The sequence below is a fragment of the Streptomyces spectabilis genome, assembly GCF_008704795.1.
GTDB classification, from domain to species: Bacteria; Actinomycetota; Actinomycetes; order Streptomycetales; family Streptomycetaceae; genus Streptomyces; species Streptomyces spectabilis.
Genome location: NZ_CP023690.1, coordinates 7,873,589 through 7,890,921, shown reverse-complemented (window position 1 = coordinate 7,890,921; position 17,333 = coordinate 7,873,589). Strand labels below are relative to the sequence as shown.

Below are 17,333 nucleotides of genomic sequence, written 5' to 3'. Positions count from 1 at the left end.
CATGTCCACGCATCCTGAGGGCTCACCCTGCTGGGCGGACGCCATGTTCCCCGACATCGGGGCGGCCAAGGACTTCTACGGCGAGCTGTTCGGCTGGACCTTCGCGGAGGGCTCGGCCGAGTTCGGCGGCTACACGCAGGCGTACAAGGACGGCAAGGCCGTCGCGGCCCTGATGCCGCAGATGCCGGACGCGGCCGGGCAGCCGCCCGCCTGGAACCTGTACTTCGAGACGCCGGACATCGCCGCGACCGCGGGCCGGATCCGCGACAACGGCGGCACGCTCCTCATGGAGCCGATGCCCGTCGGCGACTTCGGCACCATGACCACGGCGCAGGATCCGAGCGGCGTGTACTTCAGCGCGTGGCAGCCGGACAGCCACCGGGGCTTCGAGCTCATGGGCGCCCCGGGAGCGTTCTGCTGGGCGGAGGTCACCACGCGGGAGGCGGAGAAGGCGGACGCCTTCTTCACCGCCGTGTTCCCCTTCGAGGTCAAGCGCATGGAGGACGAGCACGTCGACTTCCACGTGTGGGAGCTGGACGGCCGGCCGGTCGTGGGGCGCATGAAGATGCCCCCGGAGTCGCCGGCCGAGGTGCCGCCGCACGTGAACGTGTACTTCGGCGTCGACGACTGCGACGCCGCCGTGGAGCTGGTGAAGCGGAGCGGCGGACAGCTGCACTTCGGTCCGATGTCCTCGCCGTTCGGCCGTTTCGCGACGGTGGCCGATCCGCAGGGCGCCGCGTTCTCCGTGATCGACCTGGCGACGACCGAGGGCGAGATGCCGAAGCTGACGTGACGCGCGCCCCGGGGCAGCAGAAAGGGGCCGCCCTCACGGACGGCCCCTCGTTGCGGTTCTCACCGACATCTCTGTCGGGACGACAGGATTTGAACCTGCGACCCCTTGACCCCCAGTCAAGTGCGCTACCAAGCTGCGCCACGTCCCGTTACCCGCTGACCTGGGCTTTCCCCTGGCCGAACGCGCACCGAAACCATACCGCACTCCGGCCGGTGATCGCTCCCGCCTTTCCGGGCTTGACCTCAACTCCACTTGAGGTTGCACGCTCGTCCGCATGACGACCACAACGGCACGCGCCCACACCTACGCGGACCTCCCCGGCCTGATGGCCCTGATGACCGGCGACGAGAAGCACGGTCCCGCGGCGACCTCCACCCTCGACGCCCTCTGGGTCCTCTACGACCGTGTGCTGCGGGTCACACCCGAGGGCGCGGACGATCCGGGGCGCGACCGGTTCCTGCTCTCCAAGGGGCACGGGCCGATGGCGTACTACGCGGTCCTCGCCGCCAAGGGCTTCGTGCCCGTGGACTGGCTGGAGGGCTTCGGCTCGTACGACTCGCCGCTCGGGCACCACCCGGACCGGTTGCTCGTCCCGGGCGCCGAGATCGGCAGCGGCTCGCTCGGGCACGGCCTGCCCCTCGCGGTCGGCACCGCCCTCGGCCTCAAGGCCCGCGGGCTCACCGACCCGCACGTGTGGGTGCTCGTCGGGGACGCCGAGCTGGACGAGGGCAGCAACCACGAGGCCATCGCCTACGCCGGGCCCGCGGGCCTGGAGCGGCTGCACACCCTCGTGATCGACAACGCCTCCGCCTCGTACGCGCGCCCCGGCGGCATCGCCGCCCGCTTCGAGGCCGCGGGCTGGTCCGCGCTGACCGTCGACGGCCGGGACCACGACGCCCTGTACGCGGCCTTCACCGCACCGCACCCCGGGCGTCCGCACGTGGTCGTGGCCCGCGTCGAGTCCAAGGAGTTCGCGGGCGAGCCCGAGTCCGCCTGACCGCCCGCCGCGCCACCACCCCGCACCCGCCTCTTGTGGAAGGACCTCTCCCCCATGGACACCATGCGTGACCGTTTCGCCCCCGTCATGACCCGGCTGCTCGACGAGGATCCCCGCGTCGCCGTCGTCCTCGCCGAGATCGGCGTGGACGCCTTCAAGGAGGCGATGCGCGCGCACCCGGACCGGGTGATCAACGTCGGCATCCGCGAGCAGCTCCTCGTGGGCGCCGGGGCCGGCCTGGCGCTCGCGGGCCTCAGGCCCGTCGTGCACACCTTCGCGAGCTTCCTCGTGGAGCGGCCCTTCGAGCAGATCAAGCTGGACTTCGGGCACCAGGGCGTGGGCGGGGTGCTCGTCAGCGCGGCGGCGTCGTTCGACTGGCCCGAGGGCGGCTTCACGCACATGGCCCCGGGTGACGTCGGGGTCCTGGACACCCTGGACGGCTGGGCCGTGCACGTCCCGGGCCACCCGGACGAGGCCGAGACGCTCCTGCGGCACGCCGTGGGCACGGGGGCCGGGGCGGTGCCGTCCGACGACAAGGCCTACGTACGCCTGTCGGTGCAGTCCAACGCGGCGCCGATGCCCGTGGACGGCAAGCGCTTCCTCACCGTGCGGGAGGGGCGCGGGGGCGTGGTCGTCGCCGTCGGCCCGATGCTCGACCACGTCCTCGCGGCGACGGAGGGGCTCGACGTCACCGTCCTGTACGCGACGACGGTGCGGCCCTTCGACGCGGACGCGCTGCGGCGGGCCGTCGGGGCGGGCACCTCGGCCGACGTCGTCCTCGTCGAGCCGTACCTCGCCGGGACGTCCACGGCCGCCGCGAACGACGCGCTCGTCGACGTGCCGCACCGGGTTCTCGGGCTCGGCGTCGGCCGCGCGGAGCTGCGCCGCTACGGCCGCCAGGACGACCACCTCCGGGCCCACGGCCTGGACCCGGCCACCCTCCGCACCCGCATCACGGGCTTCCTCGGCGCGGGGGCCCGGGCCTGACCCTCACGGGGCGCCCCTGCCCCGCCACGGGGGCGCTCCGCGAGGGCTAGTCCGCTGCGGGTACCCCGAGCCCCGGGTGCGCGTCGAGCAGGCGCGTGGGCGCGGCCTGGCGCCAGGAGTCGGCGAGGATGACGCGCAGCTCCCGCTCGTCGAGCGCGGCGAGCCGCACCCGCACCCACGCGAAGGACGCCTCGTGCTCGGCGATCCAGAACTTCTCGGGCTCGGCGAGCACCAGCTCGTCCCGCTCCAGCTTCGGGCAGCGCACGGCGATGGACGTCTCGTCCTCGGGGACCGTGGCGAACATCTTGCCCGCGACCCGGAAGGTCGGCATGCTCCAGGCGATCTTCTCCGTCGTGTCCGGCAGAGCGAGGGCGGTACGGCGTACGTCGTCGGCGTTGACCATGGAAGGAACGGTAACCAACGCCTCTGACAGCCACCCCTGGAGCCCGTCCTCACCCCACGCGCGCGTCCAGCCACTCCGTCAGGTCCCGGTGCACCTCGTCGCGGTTGGTCTCGTTCAGGATCTCGTGCCGCGCGCCCTCGTACCCCTTCCAGCCGAGGTCGCGCACGCCCGCGTAGCGGAGGTCCTCCAGGAGTTCGTACACGAGCGTCATGCCCTGGTTGCAGGGGTCCTCCGTGCCCACGGCGATGTGGACGGGCAGGTCCGCGGGGACACGGGCCAGCCGCCGCGGGTCGTTGATCTTGCGGACGGCGCGCACCCAGTCCAGCGAGAGCCCCGCCGAGAACGGGAAGCCGCAGCGCTCGTCGGCCACGTACGCGTCGACCTCGGCCACGTCCCGCGAGAGCCACTCGAAGCCGGTGCGGTGCGGGTGCGCGCCGTTGAACGCGGCGAACAGCTCGGGGACGAAGGAGGAGCGGGCCGCGCGCCCGCCGGCGGCGACCTCGGCCCGCAGCCGCGCGAGCGCCGACTCGGTCTCCGCGCCGGGCAGCGAGCGGAACGTGCCGGAGAGGATGAGGCCCGCGAGCCCGTCCGCGTGCTCCTGGGCGTAGTCCCGGGCGAGCATCGCGCCGAGGCTGTGCCCGAGCAGCACCACCGGGGCGCCGGGGTACAGGGCCCGGACCTGGTCGCCGACGGCCTTGAGGTCGCCCACGATCGCCCGCCACGCGTCGGGCCCGTCGTCCGGCCCGGCGTCCGCGACCCCGTAGCCCCCGGTGGCCTGGGCGGTCGCGCCGTGCCCCCGGTGGTCGGAGGCCACCACGCCGTAGCCGTGCGCGGTGAGGTGGCGGGCGAAGCGGTCGTAGCGCAGGGCGTGTTCGGCGGCTCCGTGGGCGATCTGGACGAAGGCGCGGGGCCTGCCGTCGCGGGGCTGCCAGGTGTACGTGGCGACGGGTACGCCGTCCGGCGCGGTCAGCAGCCCCGCGGTGTGGGTCACGGGTGTCACGCGCGCGTGCTCGCGGTCGGGCATCAAGGAGTCCCCTGTCAGACGCTGCGGCTCTCGGCTCTCTGTCCCGACCGTCTCCCCCCGCCCCTGCGGTGCGAACCCTCTAGTCCTCGGCCGCGGCGTCCCTCAGGGCGGCGAGCACCGGGGCGATCAGGGGGTGTTCCTCCGCCCCGCAGCGCACGGCGGCGAACACGCGTCGCGTGGGGGCGATCCCGTCCACGGGCCGGACCGCCACGTCCGTCACGTCCATGCCCCGCAGGGCGGAGCGGGGCACGAGAGCCACGCCCGCGCCCGCCGACGCCAGGGCGACCACCGCGCGGAAGTCGTCCGACGTGTGTTCCATGACCGGCTGGAAGCCTGCCTGTTCACAGGCGAGGACCACCACGTCGTGGCAGGGGTTGCCGGGGAAGGGCCCGATCCACACGTCCTTGGCGAGGCCGGCGAGCGGCACCCGGCCGCCGTCGGCCAGCGGGTGCGTCACGGGGAGCACCGCGTCGAAGGGTTCGGCGTACAGCGGTACGCGTGTCAGGCGCGCGTCGTCGGCGCCCGGCGCGCCGCGGTACTCCACGGCCACCGCCACGTCCACCTGCCGGTCGAGCACCATCGGCAGGCTGGCGTCGCCCTCGGCGTCCTGGACGCGCACCCGGATGCCGGGCGCGGTCTCGGCGAGCCGGTTCAGGGCGGGCGCCACGACCAGGCCGATGCCGGTCGCGAACGCCGCGAGCGTCACCGTCCCGGCCGCGCCGGAGCTGTACGCGGCCAGCTCGGCCTCGGCCCGCTCCAGCTGGGCGAGCACGGCGTTCGTGTGCGCGAGCAGGATCTCGCCCGCGGGCGTGAGCCGGACGCCCCGCGCCGACCGGTCCACGAGCCGGTGCCCCGTCTCCTGCTCCAACGCGGTGAGCTGCTGCGACACGGCGGACGGGGTGAGATAGAGGGCGGCGGCCGCGGCGGTGACGGTGCCGTGGTCGGCCACCGCGCGCAAGATGTGCAACCGCCGTGCTTCGATCATGCCCCCGATTCTCTCACCCGCCCGGCACCCGACAACGAACGCGCCGACGCAACAACCAAGCCCGTCCGGCGTTTGAGGACGAGCGCGCAGCGCGATGAAGGGGCGGGCGGGAGAAGGGCCCTGCGGGGCACTAGACCCCGGCCGAGTCCAGTTCGGCGCGCGCGGCGACGAACGCGTCGACGGCCCGGTCCACGTCAGCCGTGGAGTGCGCCGCGGACAGCTGCACCCGGATGCGGGCCTGCCCCTGCGGCACCACCGGGTAGGAGAAGCCGATGACGTACACGCCGCGCTCCAGGAGCAGCTCGGCCATGCGTCCGGCCTTCGCCGCGTCCCCGATCATGACGGGCGCGATGGCGTGGTCGCCGGGCAGCACGTCGAAGCCCTCGGCGGTCATCCGGGAGCGGAACAGCTGCGTGTTCGCGGCGAGGCGGTCCCGCAGGTCACCGGCCGCCTCAAGGAGGTCGAGGACCTTCAGCGAAGCGGCGGCGATCACCGGGGCGAGGGTGTTGGAGAACAGGTAGGGGCGCGAGCGCTGGCGCAGCAGCGCGACGATCTCGGCACGGGCGGCGACGTAGCCGCCGGAGGCGCCGCCGAGCGCCTTGCCGAGGGTGCCCGTGATGATGTCGACGCGGTCCATGACGCCGTGCAGTTCGGGGGTGCCCCGGCCGCCGGGGCCGACGAAGCCGACGGCGTGCGAGTCGTCGACCATGACCATGGCGTCGTAGCGCTCGGCGAGGTCGCAGATGTCCGCCAGCGGGGCGACGTAGCCGTCCATGGAGAAGACGCCGTCGGTGACGATCAGCTTGCGCCGGGCGCCGCCCTCCGCGGCCTCCTTGAGCTGCTTCTCCAGGTCGGCCATGTCGCGGTTGGCGTAGCGGAAGCGGCGGGCCTTGGAGAGCCGGATGCCGTCGATGATCGAGGCGTGGTTGAGGGCGTCGGAGATCACCGCGTCCTCAGGCCCGAGGAGCGTCTCGAAGACGCCGCCGTTGGCGTCGAAGCAGGAGGAGTAGAGGATCGTGTCCTCCTGGCCGAGGAACGCCGACAGGCGCGCCTCAAGCTCCTTGTGGACCTCCTGGGTGCCGCAGATGAAGCGCACGGAGGCCATGCCGTAGCCCCAGCGGTCGAGCGCCTCGTGGGCGGCGGCGATGACCTCGGGGTGGTCGGCGAGGCCGAGGTAGTTATTCGCACAGAAGTTCAGCACCTCGCCGGGGCGGCCCCCCGCGGTGACGGCGACGGTGGCCGACTGCGGGGTGCCGATGACCCGCTCGGGCTTGTGCAGGCCTGCGGCGCGGATCTCGTCGAGGGTGGCGGCGAGGTCGTCGCGTACGGAGTCGAACATCGAGGAGTCCTTCGGGAGTTCGTGAGGCGGGTGGGCGGGGCCCGGGTCAGGCGGTCGGGCGGTCCACGGGTCAGGCGGTCCAGTCGAGGATGACCTTGCCGCCGCGGCCGCTCGCCGCGTCGTCGAAGGCTTCCTGGAAGTCGCGGTGGCCGTAGCGGCCGGTGATGACGGGCGAGAGGTCGAGGCCGCCTTCGAGGAGCACGGACATCGCGTACCACGTCTCGAACATCTCGCGGCCGTAGATGCCCTTGATCGTGATCATGGAAGTGACGATCCGCGCCCAGTCGACCGCGAACTCCTCGGACGGCAGGCCGAGCATGGCGATCTTGCCGCCGTGGGTCATGTTGGCGACCATGTCGCGCATCGCGCGCGGGTTGCCGGACATCTCCAGGCCCACGTCGAAGCCCTCGCGCAGGCCCAGCTCCCGCTGGCCGTCGGCGATCGTCGCGTCGGCGACGTTGAGGGCGAGGCTGACGCCGACCTTGCGGGCGAGCACCAGGCGCTCCTCGCTGACGTCGGTGACGACGACGTTGCGGGCGCCCGCGTGCCGCGCGACGGCGGCGGCCATCAGGCCGATCGGCCCGGCTCCGGTGATCAGCACGTCCTCGCCGACCAGCGGGAAGGACAGGGCGGTGTGCACGGCGTTGCCGAACGGGTCGAAGATCGCCGCTATGTCGAGGTCGACCGGCACCCGGTGCACCCAGACGTTGCTCGCGGGCAGCGCGACGTACTCCGCGAACGCGCCGTCGCGCCCCACGCCGAGCCCGACCGTGGCGCGGCACAGGTGGCGCCGTCCGGCCAGGCAGTTGCGGCACTTGCCGCACACCAGGTGGCCCTCGCCGCTGACCAGGTCGCCCGCCGTGACGTCCGCGACGTCCCGGCCGGTCTCGACGACCTCGCCGACGAACTCGTGCCCGACGATCAGGGGGGCCGAGATCGCCTGCTGCGCCCAGCCGTCCCAGGCCCGGATGTGCAGATCGGTCCCGCAGATCCCGGTGCGCAGCACCTTGATCAGGACGTCACCGGGGCCGATGACCGGCTCCGGTACCTCCATGAGACGGAGCCCGGGCTCCGCTTTCTCCTTGACCAGCGCCTTCACGCCACGGCTCCTGTCGTGTGACCTAGGGAGGGTGGGCGACCGGCGTCCCACCGATCACATCCGCACAGCAATCTTCCCTACGTCACGCCACGGGTCCATCGAGGATTTCTTAACCGCGGCCGCAGCTTTCCTTCAGACCCCAGGCGCACCGGGCCCCGCGTCAACCTCAGGGGCGCCCGCGGTCAGCGCGCCTGCCCCCGTTCGAAGTACGCGACCAGCTCCTCGTCGAGCGGCGGCACCTCCTGCGGGCCGCCGCCGTCCCGCAGCGACCGCGTCGCCCCGGCGCCCGCGGCGACGGCCATGCGCGCGGCCACCGGCGAGGTGTCGGTGCGCCCGCCGTCACGGGCGAAGCGCAGGAACTCGTCGATGATCAGCGGGTCGGCGCCGCCGTGTCCGTACGCGTCCGGGGAGCCCCCGATCGCGTACTCGGCGTCGCCCTCGCCGCGGTGGAGCGAACGCCCGCCGTTCCAGACCCTGACCACGCCGCCGGGGCCGTCGCCGAAGTTCTCCAGGCGCCCGGCGTCGCCGATGACGGTGTAGTTGCGCCAGTAGTCGGGGGTGAAGTGGCACTGCTGGTAGGCGGCGAGCACGCCGTTGTCCAGGCGGAGGTTGACCAGGGACACGTCCTCCACGTCGATCACGGGGTTCAGGTCCCGCTGGGCGCGCGGCGGCCAGGGGCCGTCCTCGACGGGGCCGCCGTCGGGCCGGGGCTCGCCCGGCGCGCGGCGGTGCGGGATGTCGCCGTAGACCATGAGGTCGCCGAGCGCCTGTACGCGGCGGGTGTAGCCGCCCGCGATCCAGTGCACGACGTCGAGGTCGTGGGCGGCCTTCTGGAGCAACAGGCCCGTGGTGTACTGCCGTTCGGCGTGCCAGTCCTTGAAGTACCAGTCGCCTCCGTAGCCCACGAAGTGGCGCACCCAGACGGTCTTGACGGCCCCGATCTCGCCGCGCGCGACGATGTCCCGCATCAGGCGCACGACCGGCATGTGGCGCATGTTGTGCCCCACGTACAGGCGCGTGCCGGTCTCGTACGCGGTCCGCAGGATCGCGTCGCTCGCCTCGACGCTCACGTCCAGGGGCTTCTCGACGAAGACCGGCTTGCCCGCGCGCAGCACCGCGCGGGCGAGGGGCTCGTGGGTGTGGTCGGGCGTGAGGACGAGGACGGCGTCCACGTCCGGGGCCTCGATGACCTCGCGCGGGTCCGGGGCCGTGCGGACACCGGGGAGGTCCTGGGCCGCGCGGGTGCGCGCGGCCTCGTCGGGGTCGGCGAGCGCGGTGACGCGGGCGCCCGCGCCGGGGCGGTGGGCGGTGCGGGCGAGCGAGCCGCGCAGTCCGTAGCCGAGGACGCCGAGGCGGAGGTCCGTCATGCGGTGTGCCTTTCGGTGGGGCCCCGCACAGGCGGCGGGGCGGGTCTCCGTCAGGGGCCTCGCACCGTAGAGCCATGTCCTTGTACCGTCAACGTACCGTCCTGGGGAAGCGCCCCGCGGGGTGTCACAGGGCCGCGCCCGGCTCCCCCTCGGCCTCGCGCAGGTGGATCCAATCCACCAGCTCCGCCGCCATCGGCTTGATCGTGTCGAGCCCGGCCCTCCCCCACGGCCGGGGCTCCACGTCCACCACGCACACCGTGCCGAGCGCGATCCCGGTCCTGTCGATCAGCGGCGCGCCCAGATAGGACCTGACCCCGAACTCGTCGACGACCGGGTTGCCCGCGAACCGGGGGTAGTCGCAGACGTCCTCCAGGACCAGCGCCTTGCCCCGCACCACCACGTGCGGGCAGTAGCCGCGGTCCCGTGCCAGGTGGCGCTCGGAGAACGGTGCCGCCGTCACGCCGGGCTCGTCCGGCTCCCCGCGGCTCACCCCGTTCACCCCGTTCACCCCGTTCACCCCGAGCCCGGGCGTCCCGGGCTCGGGCGGCGCCCCCTCGGTCCGGTGCAGTCCGGCGAAGAACTGCCCTTCCTCGTCGATGAAGTTGACCATGGCGTACGGCGCGTCCATGACCCGGGCGAGCCGGTCGGCGAAGGCGTCGAGCCCGGGCTCGGCCCGCGCGCCGAGGCCAAGCTCCCGCAGCCTGCGCACCCGCGCCGGCGCCTCCTTGTCCACCGGGGTCACCAGCAGACGGCCGGTCGCTTCGTACATCATGTGCGTGCTCCATGGGTCATGTGTGGGCCCCCGACGTGGGCGTGGCGGGGGCGTGGGCGAGCAGGTGGCGGACGAGCGTGAGCAGCGTCTGGATGCCGGAGCTGGAGATCCGCGCGTCACAGCGCACGACCGGCACCTGCGGGTCCAGGTCGATGGCGGTGCGGACCTCTTCGGGCTCGTAGCGGTAGGCGCCGTCGAACTCGTTGACGGCGACGATGAATCCCATGCCGCGCTGCTCGAAGAAGTCGACGGCGGCGAAGCAGTCCTCCAGGCGCCGGGTGTCGGCGAGCACCACCGCGCCGAGCGCCCCTTCGGACAGCTCGTCCCACATGAACCAGAACCGTTCCTGTCCGGGCGTGCCGAACAGGTACAGGACGTGTTCGGGGTCGAGCGTGATGCGTCCGAAGTCCATGGCGACGGTCGTCGTGGTCTTGTTCTCCACGCCCGACAGGTCGTCGGTGGCTTCGCTGACCGTGGTGAGCAGTTCCTCCGTACTCAGCGGCGCGATCTCACTGACCGCGCCCACGAAGGTCGTCTTGCCGACCCCGAACCCACCCGCCACGAGGATCTTCAGCGCGGTGGGGAAGGCGTCAGAGCTGTCGTCGTAGTCCATCGAGCACTGCCTCCAACAGGGACCGGTCAGTCGGGTTGTGGTAGAAGTCCGGGGCTCTGGTGGTGATCGCCCCGCAGTCGACGAGGTCGGACAGGAGCACCTTGGTCACCGCCACGGGCAGCTTCAGCTGGGCGGCGATCTCCGCCACCGACGTGGGTGCCTCGCACATGCCGAGGGCCAGGGCGTGCTCCGGGCCGAGGTAGCCGGCGGGGGTGGTGCCGGTCGCCCTCACCTGGGACAGCAGGTCGAGCCGCGTGGTCGGCCTGGTGCGTCCGTTGCTGACCGTGTACGGGCGGATGAGCCGCCCTGCGGCGTCGTCGAGCCATGGCCCGTCGTGCGGGGCCCCCACGCTCAGCGCCTCATCGACGCGGGCTCACTGGCGGGCTGACGCGGCGCTGTGACCAGGTACGGGCGGACGCTCTTGACCAGCATCGCCATCTCGTACCCGAGCACCGCGGCGTCCGCCTCCCGCCCGGCGAGCACGGCGAGACAGGTGCCGGAACCGGCGGTGGACACGAAGAGCAGGGTGGAGTCCAGCTCCACGACCACCTGCCGCACGTCGCCGCCGTCGCCGAAGCGGACGCCCGCGCTGCGCCCGAGCGAGTAGAGCCCTGAGGCGAGCGCGGCCATGTGGTCGGCGCTGTCCGGGTCGAGGCCATGGACCGACTTCACGAGTCCGTCGCAGGAGAGCAGGACGGCGCTGTGGGTGTGCGGCACGCGCTGGACGAGGCCGCTCATCAGCCAGTCGAGATCGGATACCTGGCCGGTCGGCACATCGCTCGCCATGGTGGATCGACTCCTTGGAAAGTACGGGTTCGAGAGCTTCTCGAACGTCCGCGGGGCAGACGGGGTGGGGGGTGGTGCGGGTCAGCCGCCCTGGTCGCTCCTGCCGGTGCGGTCGGCTCTGTCGCCGGGCCCCGGGGGCACGCTGACTTCGTGGTCGGGCAGGGCGTCCCGGGCCTGGGCCGCCTGAGCGAGGCCGATGCCGCGCTGGAAGGCGGCCATCAGGCCCGGGTCGTGGCCGACGAGCTGGTCGTCCGCCGTGCGCGGGGCGCGGGCGTCGCGCAGCTGCGGCGCGAGGTGTTCCTGGGCGCGGCGGCGGGGCAGCTGGGGTTTGCCGACCCGGCCGCGCACGGCGCCGTTGCGGGGCACGGGCGGGGCGGCGGTGTGCTCGGCGGTGACGCTCCGGTCCTCGGGGCGGATGCCGGGCAGGGCTTCGGCGGGGGTGGGCCGGTCGCCGCGCGGGCCGCGGACGGGGAGCGGGGCGGGCGGGGTGGTGCCGGCCGTGCTCCCGGCGCGGTGCGCGGGGGTCTGGGGGGCCTGCGGGGCCTCGGGGGCGGCCGCGGCGGGGCGCGCGGTGCCGTTCCGGTACGGCGCGTGGGGGGGCTGCTCGGGGGGTGCGGCGGCCGGGTGCGGGGTGGGCGCGGCGGCCGGTTCGCGGACGGTGCCGGGGGCGGTGCCCGGGGCGGAGTGGGCCGCGGAGGCGCCGCCGCGGGGGGCCGACGCGGCGTCCTGTTCGGCGCCGAGCAGCCCCTGGGGCAGGATCAGGACCGCCTGGACGCCGCCGTAGATGTTGGTCTGGAGGCGCACCGCGATGCCGTGGCGGCGGGCGAGGGCGGCGACCACGAACAGGCCGATGCGGCCGTCCTGGAGCAGGCTCGCGACGTTGACCTGGTCGGGGTCGGCGAGGAGTTGGTTCATCCTGGTCTGCTCGGCGACGGGCATGCCGAGGCCGCGGTCCTCGACCTCGACGGCGAGGCCGGACGTCACCCGGCCCGCGCGCAGCAGGACTTGGGTGTGCGGCGCGGAGAACACCGTGGCGTTCTCGACGAGTTCGGCGAGCAGGTGGATGACGTCGGCGACGGCGTGGCCGCGCAGGGTGCCGTCGACGGGCGGCACCAGCTTGACCCGCGAGTACTGCTCGACCTCGGCGATGGAGGAGCGGAGCACCTCCGTCATGGACACGGGCCTGCTCCACTGGCGGCGCGACACGGCGCCGCCGAGCACGGCGAGGTTCTCGGCGTGCCGCCGGATGCGGGTGGCCAGGTGGTCGATGTGGAAGAGGCCCTTGAGGAGCTCGGGGTCCTCGACGGAGTTCTCCAGCTCGTCCAGGAGCGAGATCTCGCGGTGGACGAGCGACTGCAGGCGCCGGGCGAGGTTCACGAAGACCTCGACCTTCTGCTCGTTGCCCGCCCGGCCGGAGAGGCGGGACGCCTGCACGACGGCGGTGAGGGCGCCCTCGTGGGCGCGGGCCAGCTCGTCGGCGAGCAGGCCGAACTCGTCCTTGGCCGGCGCGGGACGGGCACCGGGCTCGCGCACCGCCGGGGTGTCGCCGTGGCGCAGCCGCTCGACGACCTCGCGCAGGTCGGCCTGGCCGCGCGCGGTGGTGCGGCGCAGCGCGACGACGCGGTCGCGCAGGGACCGCGCGGCCCGGTCGGCGGCCACCGCGGCGACGACGATGCCGAGGACGCCGAGCCCGGCGGCCGCGCCGAGCAGGGCGAGCAGCGGCGGCTGCGGCCGGGCCCCGGCGGCGCGGATCATGAAGAGCACGGCGGCACAGCCGCACAGGCCGACGGCGACGGCGGGCAGCACGGCGATGCGCATCAGCTGGAGCCGTATGCGCGTCTCGGGCGGCGGCGGCGCGGCGCGGCTCCCGGAGCGTCCGTGCCGTCCGCCCTCGCGGCGGTCTGCGCGTGCTGCCGGTGCGCGAAGGTGAGACATCAGCGTCCTCGGTACGTAGCGACGTGTGCCGCAGCGGTCCGCTGCGGCACCTCGTCGATGGCATCGCGGTGCCGGCCGGCAGGCCGAAGATGTGATCCCTGCGTCGCCCGACGGCCACTCACGGTAGTCGTCACGACATCACGTGCGGTGGGCAGTTGACAAAGTCCGGTGCCCAGCGTCCCGCTCTGGTATGACGCGTCGTACGAGAGGACGAAATGTGTCGTACGTCAGCGCGAGCGCGGAGGTGTCCGCCGCACTGGGTGTGCGTCGGACGCCAGTTCCCGGCGGGGGCGCGGGCCGGGGTCGCGCCCCCCGTGGAGCCGCCCGCTCCCCCGGCGTCCGCCGTCAGCCGACGGGTGCGGTCTCCTGGTCCGCCGCGTCCAGGGCGGGGCCGGGGCCGTGGTCGCTCCAGCCGCCCTCCGGCGCGACGGCGACCTCGCGCCACCACGGGGCGTCGGGCACCGCGTCGGACGTCGGCTCGAACGGCTCGCCGGGGATGGGCAGCGCCACCGGGGCGCCCGCGGCGCGCGCGGCGGCGAGCGTGCCCTCGCCCGGCTCCGACCAGGCGTGCGGCGCGAGGTTGAACGTGGCCCAGTGGATCGGGAGCAGCACGCCGTGCGGCCGTCCGCCCTGGAGGTCGAGGTGGGCCCGCACCCCCTCCTCGGGCCTCATGTGGATGTCCGGCCAGAACGCGGAGTACGCGCCGATCTGGATCATCGTGGCGTCGAACGGGCCGTAGGCGGCGCCGATGTCCGCGAAGCCCGGGAAGTATCCGGTGTCACCGCTGTGGAAGACGCGGTGCTCGGGGCCCGTGACGCTCCAGGACGCCCACAGGGTGTGCTGCTGGTTGCGCAGCCCGCGGCCGCAGAAGTGGCGGGCGGGCGTCGCCGTCAGGGTCAGGCCCGCGACGTCCGTGGACTCGTGCCAGTCGAGCTCGCGCAGCCGGTCCGCGGGGACGCCCCAGCGCTCCAGGTGCGCGCCGACGCCGAGCGGCACCACGAACACCGTGTCCGTGCCCGCGAGGGCCTTGATGCTGGGCAGGTCCAGGTGGTCGTAGTGGTCGTGCGAGATGACGACCGCGTCGACCGGGCCGAGCGCCGCCAGCGGCAGGGGCACCGGGTGCAGGCGCTTGGGCCCCACGAAGGCGAAGGGCGAGCAGCGCTCGCCCCACACGGGGTCGAAGAGCACCCGGCGCCCGTCGATCTCGGCGAGGACGCTGGAGTGCCCCATCCAGGTGAGCCTGAGGCCGCTCGCCGGAGGTTTGGCGAGGTCCGCCAGGGTCGTGGCGTGCACCGGCACATGGCCCGCGGGAGCGCGCCGGGACCGCTCCTCGCGGCGGAAATAGACCTTGGCGAACTCCAGGGCGGAGCCGGAGGGCCTGGTGCGCGCCCCCACCGGGTTCCGGAACGATCCGTTCTCGAAATTCGGCGATCTGTGGATGCGGGCGAGCCGGTCACCGGCCGGATCCGCGCCGAACGCGGGCGTCCGCAGGGAGCGGAGCAGGGGGCTCAGGGACCGGGACACGGCGCACCTCCAGAAACAGGGCTGCTCAGGCCTCCCCATTATGTGCGCCACCGCTGACAACGACCGCCGGGGCCGGGGCGCGCGGGCCGTGCGGACCGCCGCACGGGCCCCCGATGTCACATCCGCGCACCCCGGGTCCGTCACATCGGTACGACGGCGAAGGACGCCGCGCACGACGTGGAGGTGGCTCCCATGGCCCGCATCTCGCTCACCCCGCCCCGCACCCTGTTCTTCCGGATCATGGAGTGGTACTCGAAGCGCGCCTACGGCAAGGTCCTGGACCCGGGCAAGGCGATGTCCCACCACCGCCGCGTCCTGTGGTCGTATCTCCGCTTCGAGCAGTCCGTGGCCAAGTGGGACAGGCTGGACGCGGGCCTGAAGGAGCTCGCGGTAATGGCGTCGGCGGCCTCCATCGGCTGCTCCTGGTGCATGGACTTCGGCTACTGGGAGGGCCACCGGCTCGGCATGGACCCGCGCAAGCTGCACGGCGTGCCGGTGTGGCGCGAGAGCGACGTGTACACGCCCCTGGAGCGCGACGTCATGGCGTACGCGGAGGCGATGACCGCGAACCCGCCGGAGGTCGACGACGAGCTGGCCGGGCGGCTGCTGCGCGAGCTCGGCGATGCCGCGTTCGTCGAGCTGACGATGATCGTGGCGGTGGAGAACCTGCGCTCGCGCTTCAACTCCGCGATGGGCCTGACCAGTCAGGGCTTCAAGGACTCCTGCGACCTGCGCGAGGCCCCGGCGGGCGAAGCGCAGCACGCCCTGTGACCGGCGCGGTCCGGCCGTGCTGTACTGGCTACTGAATGATCGGTCAGTAGCCAGTGCCGCAGCAGCCCGTACAGGAGTCCGCATGCCCGTGCCGCCCGAGCCCCTGATCTCGCTGACGTGGACCGACCACGTCACCGGCCGCCAGGGCTTCCTCGTCGTCGACCGCCTGGTGCGCGGCGTGTGCAGCGGCGGTCTGCGGATGCGGCCGGGCTGCACCCTCCAGGAGGTCACCGGGCTCGCCCGCGGCATGACCATGAAGGAGGCCCTGCACTACGACCCGGCGGCGCGGTACGTCCCGCTCGGCGGCGCCAAGGGCGGCATCGACTGCGATCCGCGCGCCCCCGAGGCCTACGGCCTGCTGGTGCGCTATCTGCGGGCGACGCGGCCGTACGTCGAGGCCCTCTGGAACACCGGCGAGGACCTCGGCCTGAGCCAGGACGTCGTGGACCGGGCCGCCGCCGACGCGGGCCTGGCCTCCACCGTGCAGGCCGTCTACCCGCTGCTCGACGACGCGGCCGCGGCGCGGCGGCGGCTCGCGGAGGCCTTCGCCGTCGAGGTCGGCGGGATCGGCCTGGACGCGCTCGTGGGCGGCTGCGGCGTCGCCGAGTCCGTCCTCACCGCCCTGGACGCGGCGGGCGCGGACCACCGCCACGCGCGCGTGGCCGTGCAGGGCCTCGGCACGATGGGCGGCGCCACCGCCCGTTTCCTCGCGCGCGCGGGCCTCCCGGTGGTGGCCGTCGCCGACATCAAAGGCACCATCGCCAACCCCGCGGGCCTCGACGTGGAGGCGCTGCTCGCCGCGCGCGACGCGTACGGCACCGTCGACCGCGCCGCGCTGCGCCCCGGCGACCGCGAGCTGCCGGACGACGCCTGGCTCGCCGCCGACGCGGAGGTCCTGGTGCCCGCCGCCGTGTCGTACGCGATCGACGCGGCGAACCAGGAGCGGGTCACGGCGCGCTGGATCGCCGAGGCCGCGAACATGCCGGTGCTCCCGGAGGCGGAGCGGCTGCTCGCCGCGCGCGGCGTCACGGTCCTGCCGGACGTCGTCGTGAACTCCGGCACGAACGCCTGGTGGTGGTGGACCCTGTTCGGCGACATCGGCGACGCCCCCGACAAGGCGGGTGAGGCCTTCGCCCATACGCGTCGCGCCATGCGCGCGCTGGTCGGGCAGGTGCTCACGCGCGCGGAGCGCGACGGCTGCACGCCCCGGGCCGCCGCCCACGCCCTGGCGGCCGACCGGCTTCCGGAGATCGCCGAGCGCTTCGGCAGGGGCGCCCCCGCCCACGTCCGCCGGAGGCGCGCGACGCCCCGCTGGGTAGGGTGCGGGGCGTGGTGAGAGTACGACTGAGCGTGGCGGAGCGGCGGGTGGAGCTGCTGGCCGCCACCGTCGAGCAGATCGAGGCGCGCGGCGTGGCGGCCGTGCGCATCGCCGACGTCGCGGCCGCGCTCGGGGTGAGCAACGCGCTCGTGCTGTACCACTTCTCGACCAAGGACGAGCTGGTCGCCGCCGCGTTCGCGCACGCCGCCGAGGCCGACCTGGCCCGGCTCGACAAGCTGCTGCGCCGCCGGACGTCCGCGCTGCGCCGGCTGCGGGCCGCCGTGCGCTGGTACGCGCCGACGGGGCAGGCCAAGGGCTGGCGGCTGTGGATCGAGGGCTGGACCGCGGCCGTGCGCGAGCCCGCCCTGCGGGAGGTGACGCGCGACCTCGACCAGCGCTGGAAGGCGGCGCTCGCCGAGGTCATCGCGGAGGGCGTGGCCGCGGGCGAGTTCCGCTGCCCCGACCCGATGGGCGCGGCCCTGCGTCTGACGGCGCTGCTCGACGGCCTGGCCGTGCAGCTCACGGCGTACGGCGCGGTGTCCCGGGCCCGCGCCCGCGCCTGGACGGACGAGGCGCTCGCCCGGGAGCTCGGCCTGTCCGTGGGTGACCTGCGGGACTGA

General features: G+C 73.9%; 18 protein-coding genes and 1 tRNA gene. 6 read left to right on the top strand and 13 right to left on the bottom strand.

Annotated elements, in window-relative coordinates:
• The first annotated feature begins 1 nt into the window (after position 1).
• Positions 2-793, top strand: coding sequence for a VOC family protein (locus CP982_RS34325; RefSeq protein WP_150514019.1), 792 nt, complete (start codon positions 2-4; stop codon positions 791-793).
• Positions 794-867: 74 nt separating this feature from the next.
• On the opposite strand, the gene CP982_RS34320 is transcribed toward CP982_RS34325, so the two are convergent.
• Positions 868-941: transfer RNA gene (locus CP982_RS34320), tRNA-Pro, on the bottom strand.
• A gap of 126 nt (positions 942-1,067) precedes the next feature.
• Here CP982_RS34320 and CP982_RS34315 point away from each other — a divergent pair.
• The gene (locus tag CP982_RS34315; protein ID WP_150514018.1) at positions 1,068-1,790 is read left to right on the top strand and encodes a transketolase; all 723 of its coding nucleotides are present in this window, start codon (positions 1,068-1,070) and stop codon (positions 1,788-1,790) included.
• Between the two features lie 54 nt (positions 1,791-1,844).
• Positions 1,845-2,777: a transketolase family protein gene (locus tag CP982_RS34310; RefSeq protein ID WP_150514017.1), complete on the top strand. Its 933-nt coding sequence runs from the start codon at positions 1,845-1,847 to the stop codon at positions 2,775-2,777.
• Positions 2,778-2,823: 46 nt separating this feature from the next.
• Here CP982_RS34310 and CP982_RS34305 read toward each other — a convergent pair whose 3' ends face one another.
• The 12 genes from CP982_RS34305 to CP982_RS34250 form a co-directional block, all read right to left on the bottom strand.
• Entirely contained in the window at positions 2,824-3,180 is a 357-nt protein-coding gene (locus CP982_RS34305; RefSeq protein ID WP_150514016.1) for an MmcQ/YjbR family DNA-binding protein, read from the bottom strand.
• Positions 3,181-3,229: 49 nt separating this feature from the next.
• Complete coding sequence (locus CP982_RS34300) at positions 3,230-4,204, bottom strand: alpha/beta fold hydrolase (RefSeq protein ID WP_150514015.1); 975 nt, start codon at positions 4,202-4,204, stop codon at positions 3,230-3,232.
• A 79-nt stretch (positions 4,205-4,283) separates the two neighbouring features.
• Entirely contained in the window at positions 4,284-5,189 is a 906-nt protein-coding gene (locus CP982_RS34295) for a LysR family transcriptional regulator (protein ID WP_150514014.1), read from the bottom strand.
• Between the two features lie 130 nt (positions 5,190-5,319).
• Entirely contained in the window at positions 5,320-6,528 is a 1,209-nt protein-coding gene (locus CP982_RS34290; RefSeq protein WP_150514013.1) for a glycine C-acetyltransferase, read from the bottom strand.
• Positions 6,529-6,598: 70 nt separating this feature from the next.
• A complete protein-coding gene (tdh, locus tag CP982_RS34285; RefSeq protein ID WP_150514012.1) occupies positions 6,599-7,627 on the bottom strand; it encodes an L-threonine 3-dehydrogenase in 1,029 nt (342 codons plus the stop codon).
• A gap of 182 nt (positions 7,628-7,809) precedes the next feature.
• Complete coding sequence (locus tag CP982_RS34280) at positions 7,810-8,994, bottom strand: Gfo/Idh/MocA family protein (RefSeq protein WP_150514011.1); 1,185 nt, start codon at positions 8,992-8,994, stop codon at positions 7,810-7,812.
• 124 nt (positions 8,995-9,118) lie between these two features.
• Positions 9,119-9,766 (bottom strand): GAF domain-containing protein, encoded by a 648-nt coding sequence (locus CP982_RS34275; protein ID WP_150514010.1) that lies wholly within the window; start codon positions 9,764-9,766, stop codon positions 9,119-9,121.
• Between the two features lie 16 nt (positions 9,767-9,782).
• Complete coding sequence (locus CP982_RS34270) at positions 9,783-10,379, bottom strand: GTP-binding protein (RefSeq protein ID WP_030688235.1); 597 nt, start codon at positions 10,377-10,379, stop codon at positions 9,783-9,785.
• Entirely contained in the window at positions 10,357-10,728 is a 372-nt protein-coding gene (locus CP982_RS34265; protein ID WP_138962816.1) for a DUF742 domain-containing protein, read from the bottom strand. The genes CP982_RS34270 and CP982_RS34265 overlap by 23 nt, the downstream gene beginning before the upstream one ends.
• Positions 10,729-10,730: 2 nt before the next feature.
• Positions 10,731-11,165, bottom strand: a complete 435-nt coding sequence (locus tag CP982_RS34260; RefSeq protein WP_150514009.1) for a roadblock/LC7 domain-containing protein — start codon at positions 11,163-11,165, stop codon at positions 10,731-10,733.
• Positions 11,166-11,246: 81 nt separating this feature from the next.
• Positions 11,247-13,100, bottom strand: coding sequence for a sensor histidine kinase (locus CP982_RS34255; RefSeq protein WP_150514008.1), 1,854 nt, complete (start codon positions 13,098-13,100; stop codon positions 11,247-11,249).
• 345 nt (positions 13,101-13,445) lie between these two features.
• Positions 13,446-14,624: an MBL fold metallo-hydrolase gene (locus CP982_RS34250; RefSeq protein WP_229879363.1), complete on the bottom strand. Its 1,179-nt coding sequence runs from the start codon at positions 14,622-14,624 to the stop codon at positions 13,446-13,448.
• A 192-nt stretch (positions 14,625-14,816) separates the two neighbouring features.
• Between CP982_RS34250 and CP982_RS34245 the strand changes: the two genes are divergently transcribed.
• The 3 genes from CP982_RS34245 (at position 14,817) to CP982_RS34235 (ending at position 17,333) form a co-directional block, all read left to right on the top strand.
• Positions 14,817-15,395, top strand: a complete 579-nt coding sequence (locus CP982_RS34245) for a carboxymuconolactone decarboxylase family protein (RefSeq protein WP_150514006.1) — start codon at positions 14,817-14,819, stop codon at positions 15,393-15,395.
• An 82-nt stretch (positions 15,396-15,477) separates the two neighbouring features.
• On the top strand, positions 15,478-16,731 hold the full coding sequence (locus CP982_RS34240; protein WP_150514005.1) for a glutamate dehydrogenase: 1,254 nt from the start codon (positions 15,478-15,480) through the stop codon (positions 16,729-16,731).
• On the top strand, positions 16,725-17,333 hold the full coding sequence (locus tag CP982_RS34235) for a TetR/AcrR family transcriptional regulator (protein WP_150514004.1): 609 nt from the start codon (positions 16,725-16,727) through the stop codon (positions 17,331-17,333). The genes CP982_RS34240 and CP982_RS34235 overlap by 7 nt, the downstream gene beginning before the upstream one ends.

Coding starts and splice junctions, on each gene's coding strand:
- CP982_RS34325 (WP_150514019.1), top strand. CDS start 2: ATGTCCACGCATCCTGAGGGCTCACCCTGCTGGGCGGACGCCATGTTC.
- CP982_RS34315 (WP_150514018.1), top strand. CDS start 1,068: ATGACGACCACAACGGCACGCGCCCACACCTACGCGGACCTCCCCGGC.
- CP982_RS34310 (WP_150514017.1), top strand. CDS start 1,845: ATGGACACCATGCGTGACCGTTTCGCCCCCGTCATGACCCGGCTGCTC.
- CP982_RS34305 (WP_150514016.1), bottom strand. CDS start 3,180: ATGGTCAACGCCGACGACGTACGCCGTACCGCCCTCGCTCTGCCGGAC.
- CP982_RS34300 (WP_150514015.1), bottom strand. CDS start 4,204: ATGCCCGACCGCGAGCACGCGCGCGTGACACCCGTGACCCACACCGCG.
- CP982_RS34295 (WP_150514014.1), bottom strand. CDS start 5,189: ATGATCGAAGCACGGCGGTTGCACATCTTGCGCGCGGTGGCCGACCAC.
- CP982_RS34290 (WP_150514013.1), bottom strand. CDS start 6,528: ATGTTCGACTCCGTACGCGACGACCTCGCCGCCACCCTCGACGAGATC.
- CP982_RS34280 (WP_150514011.1), bottom strand. CDS start 8,994: ATGACGGACCTCCGCCTCGGCGTCCTCGGCTACGGACTGCGCGGCTCG.
- CP982_RS34275 (WP_150514010.1), bottom strand. CDS start 9,766: ATGATGTACGAAGCGACCGGCCGTCTGCTGGTGACCCCGGTGGACAAG.
- CP982_RS34270 (WP_030688235.1), bottom strand. CDS start 10,379: ATGGACTACGACGACAGCTCTGACGCCTTCCCCACCGCGCTGAAGATC.
- CP982_RS34260 (WP_150514009.1), bottom strand. CDS start 11,165: ATGGCGAGCGATGTGCCGACCGGCCAGGTATCCGATCTCGACTGGCTG.
- CP982_RS34255 (WP_150514008.1), bottom strand. CDS start 13,100: ATGTCTCACCTTCGCGCACCGGCAGCACGCGCAGACCGCCGCGAGGGC.
- CP982_RS34245 (WP_150514006.1), top strand. CDS start 14,817: ATGGCCCGCATCTCGCTCACCCCGCCCCGCACCCTGTTCTTCCGGATC.
- CP982_RS34240 (WP_150514005.1), top strand. CDS start 15,478: ATGCCCGTGCCGCCCGAGCCCCTGATCTCGCTGACGTGGACCGACCAC.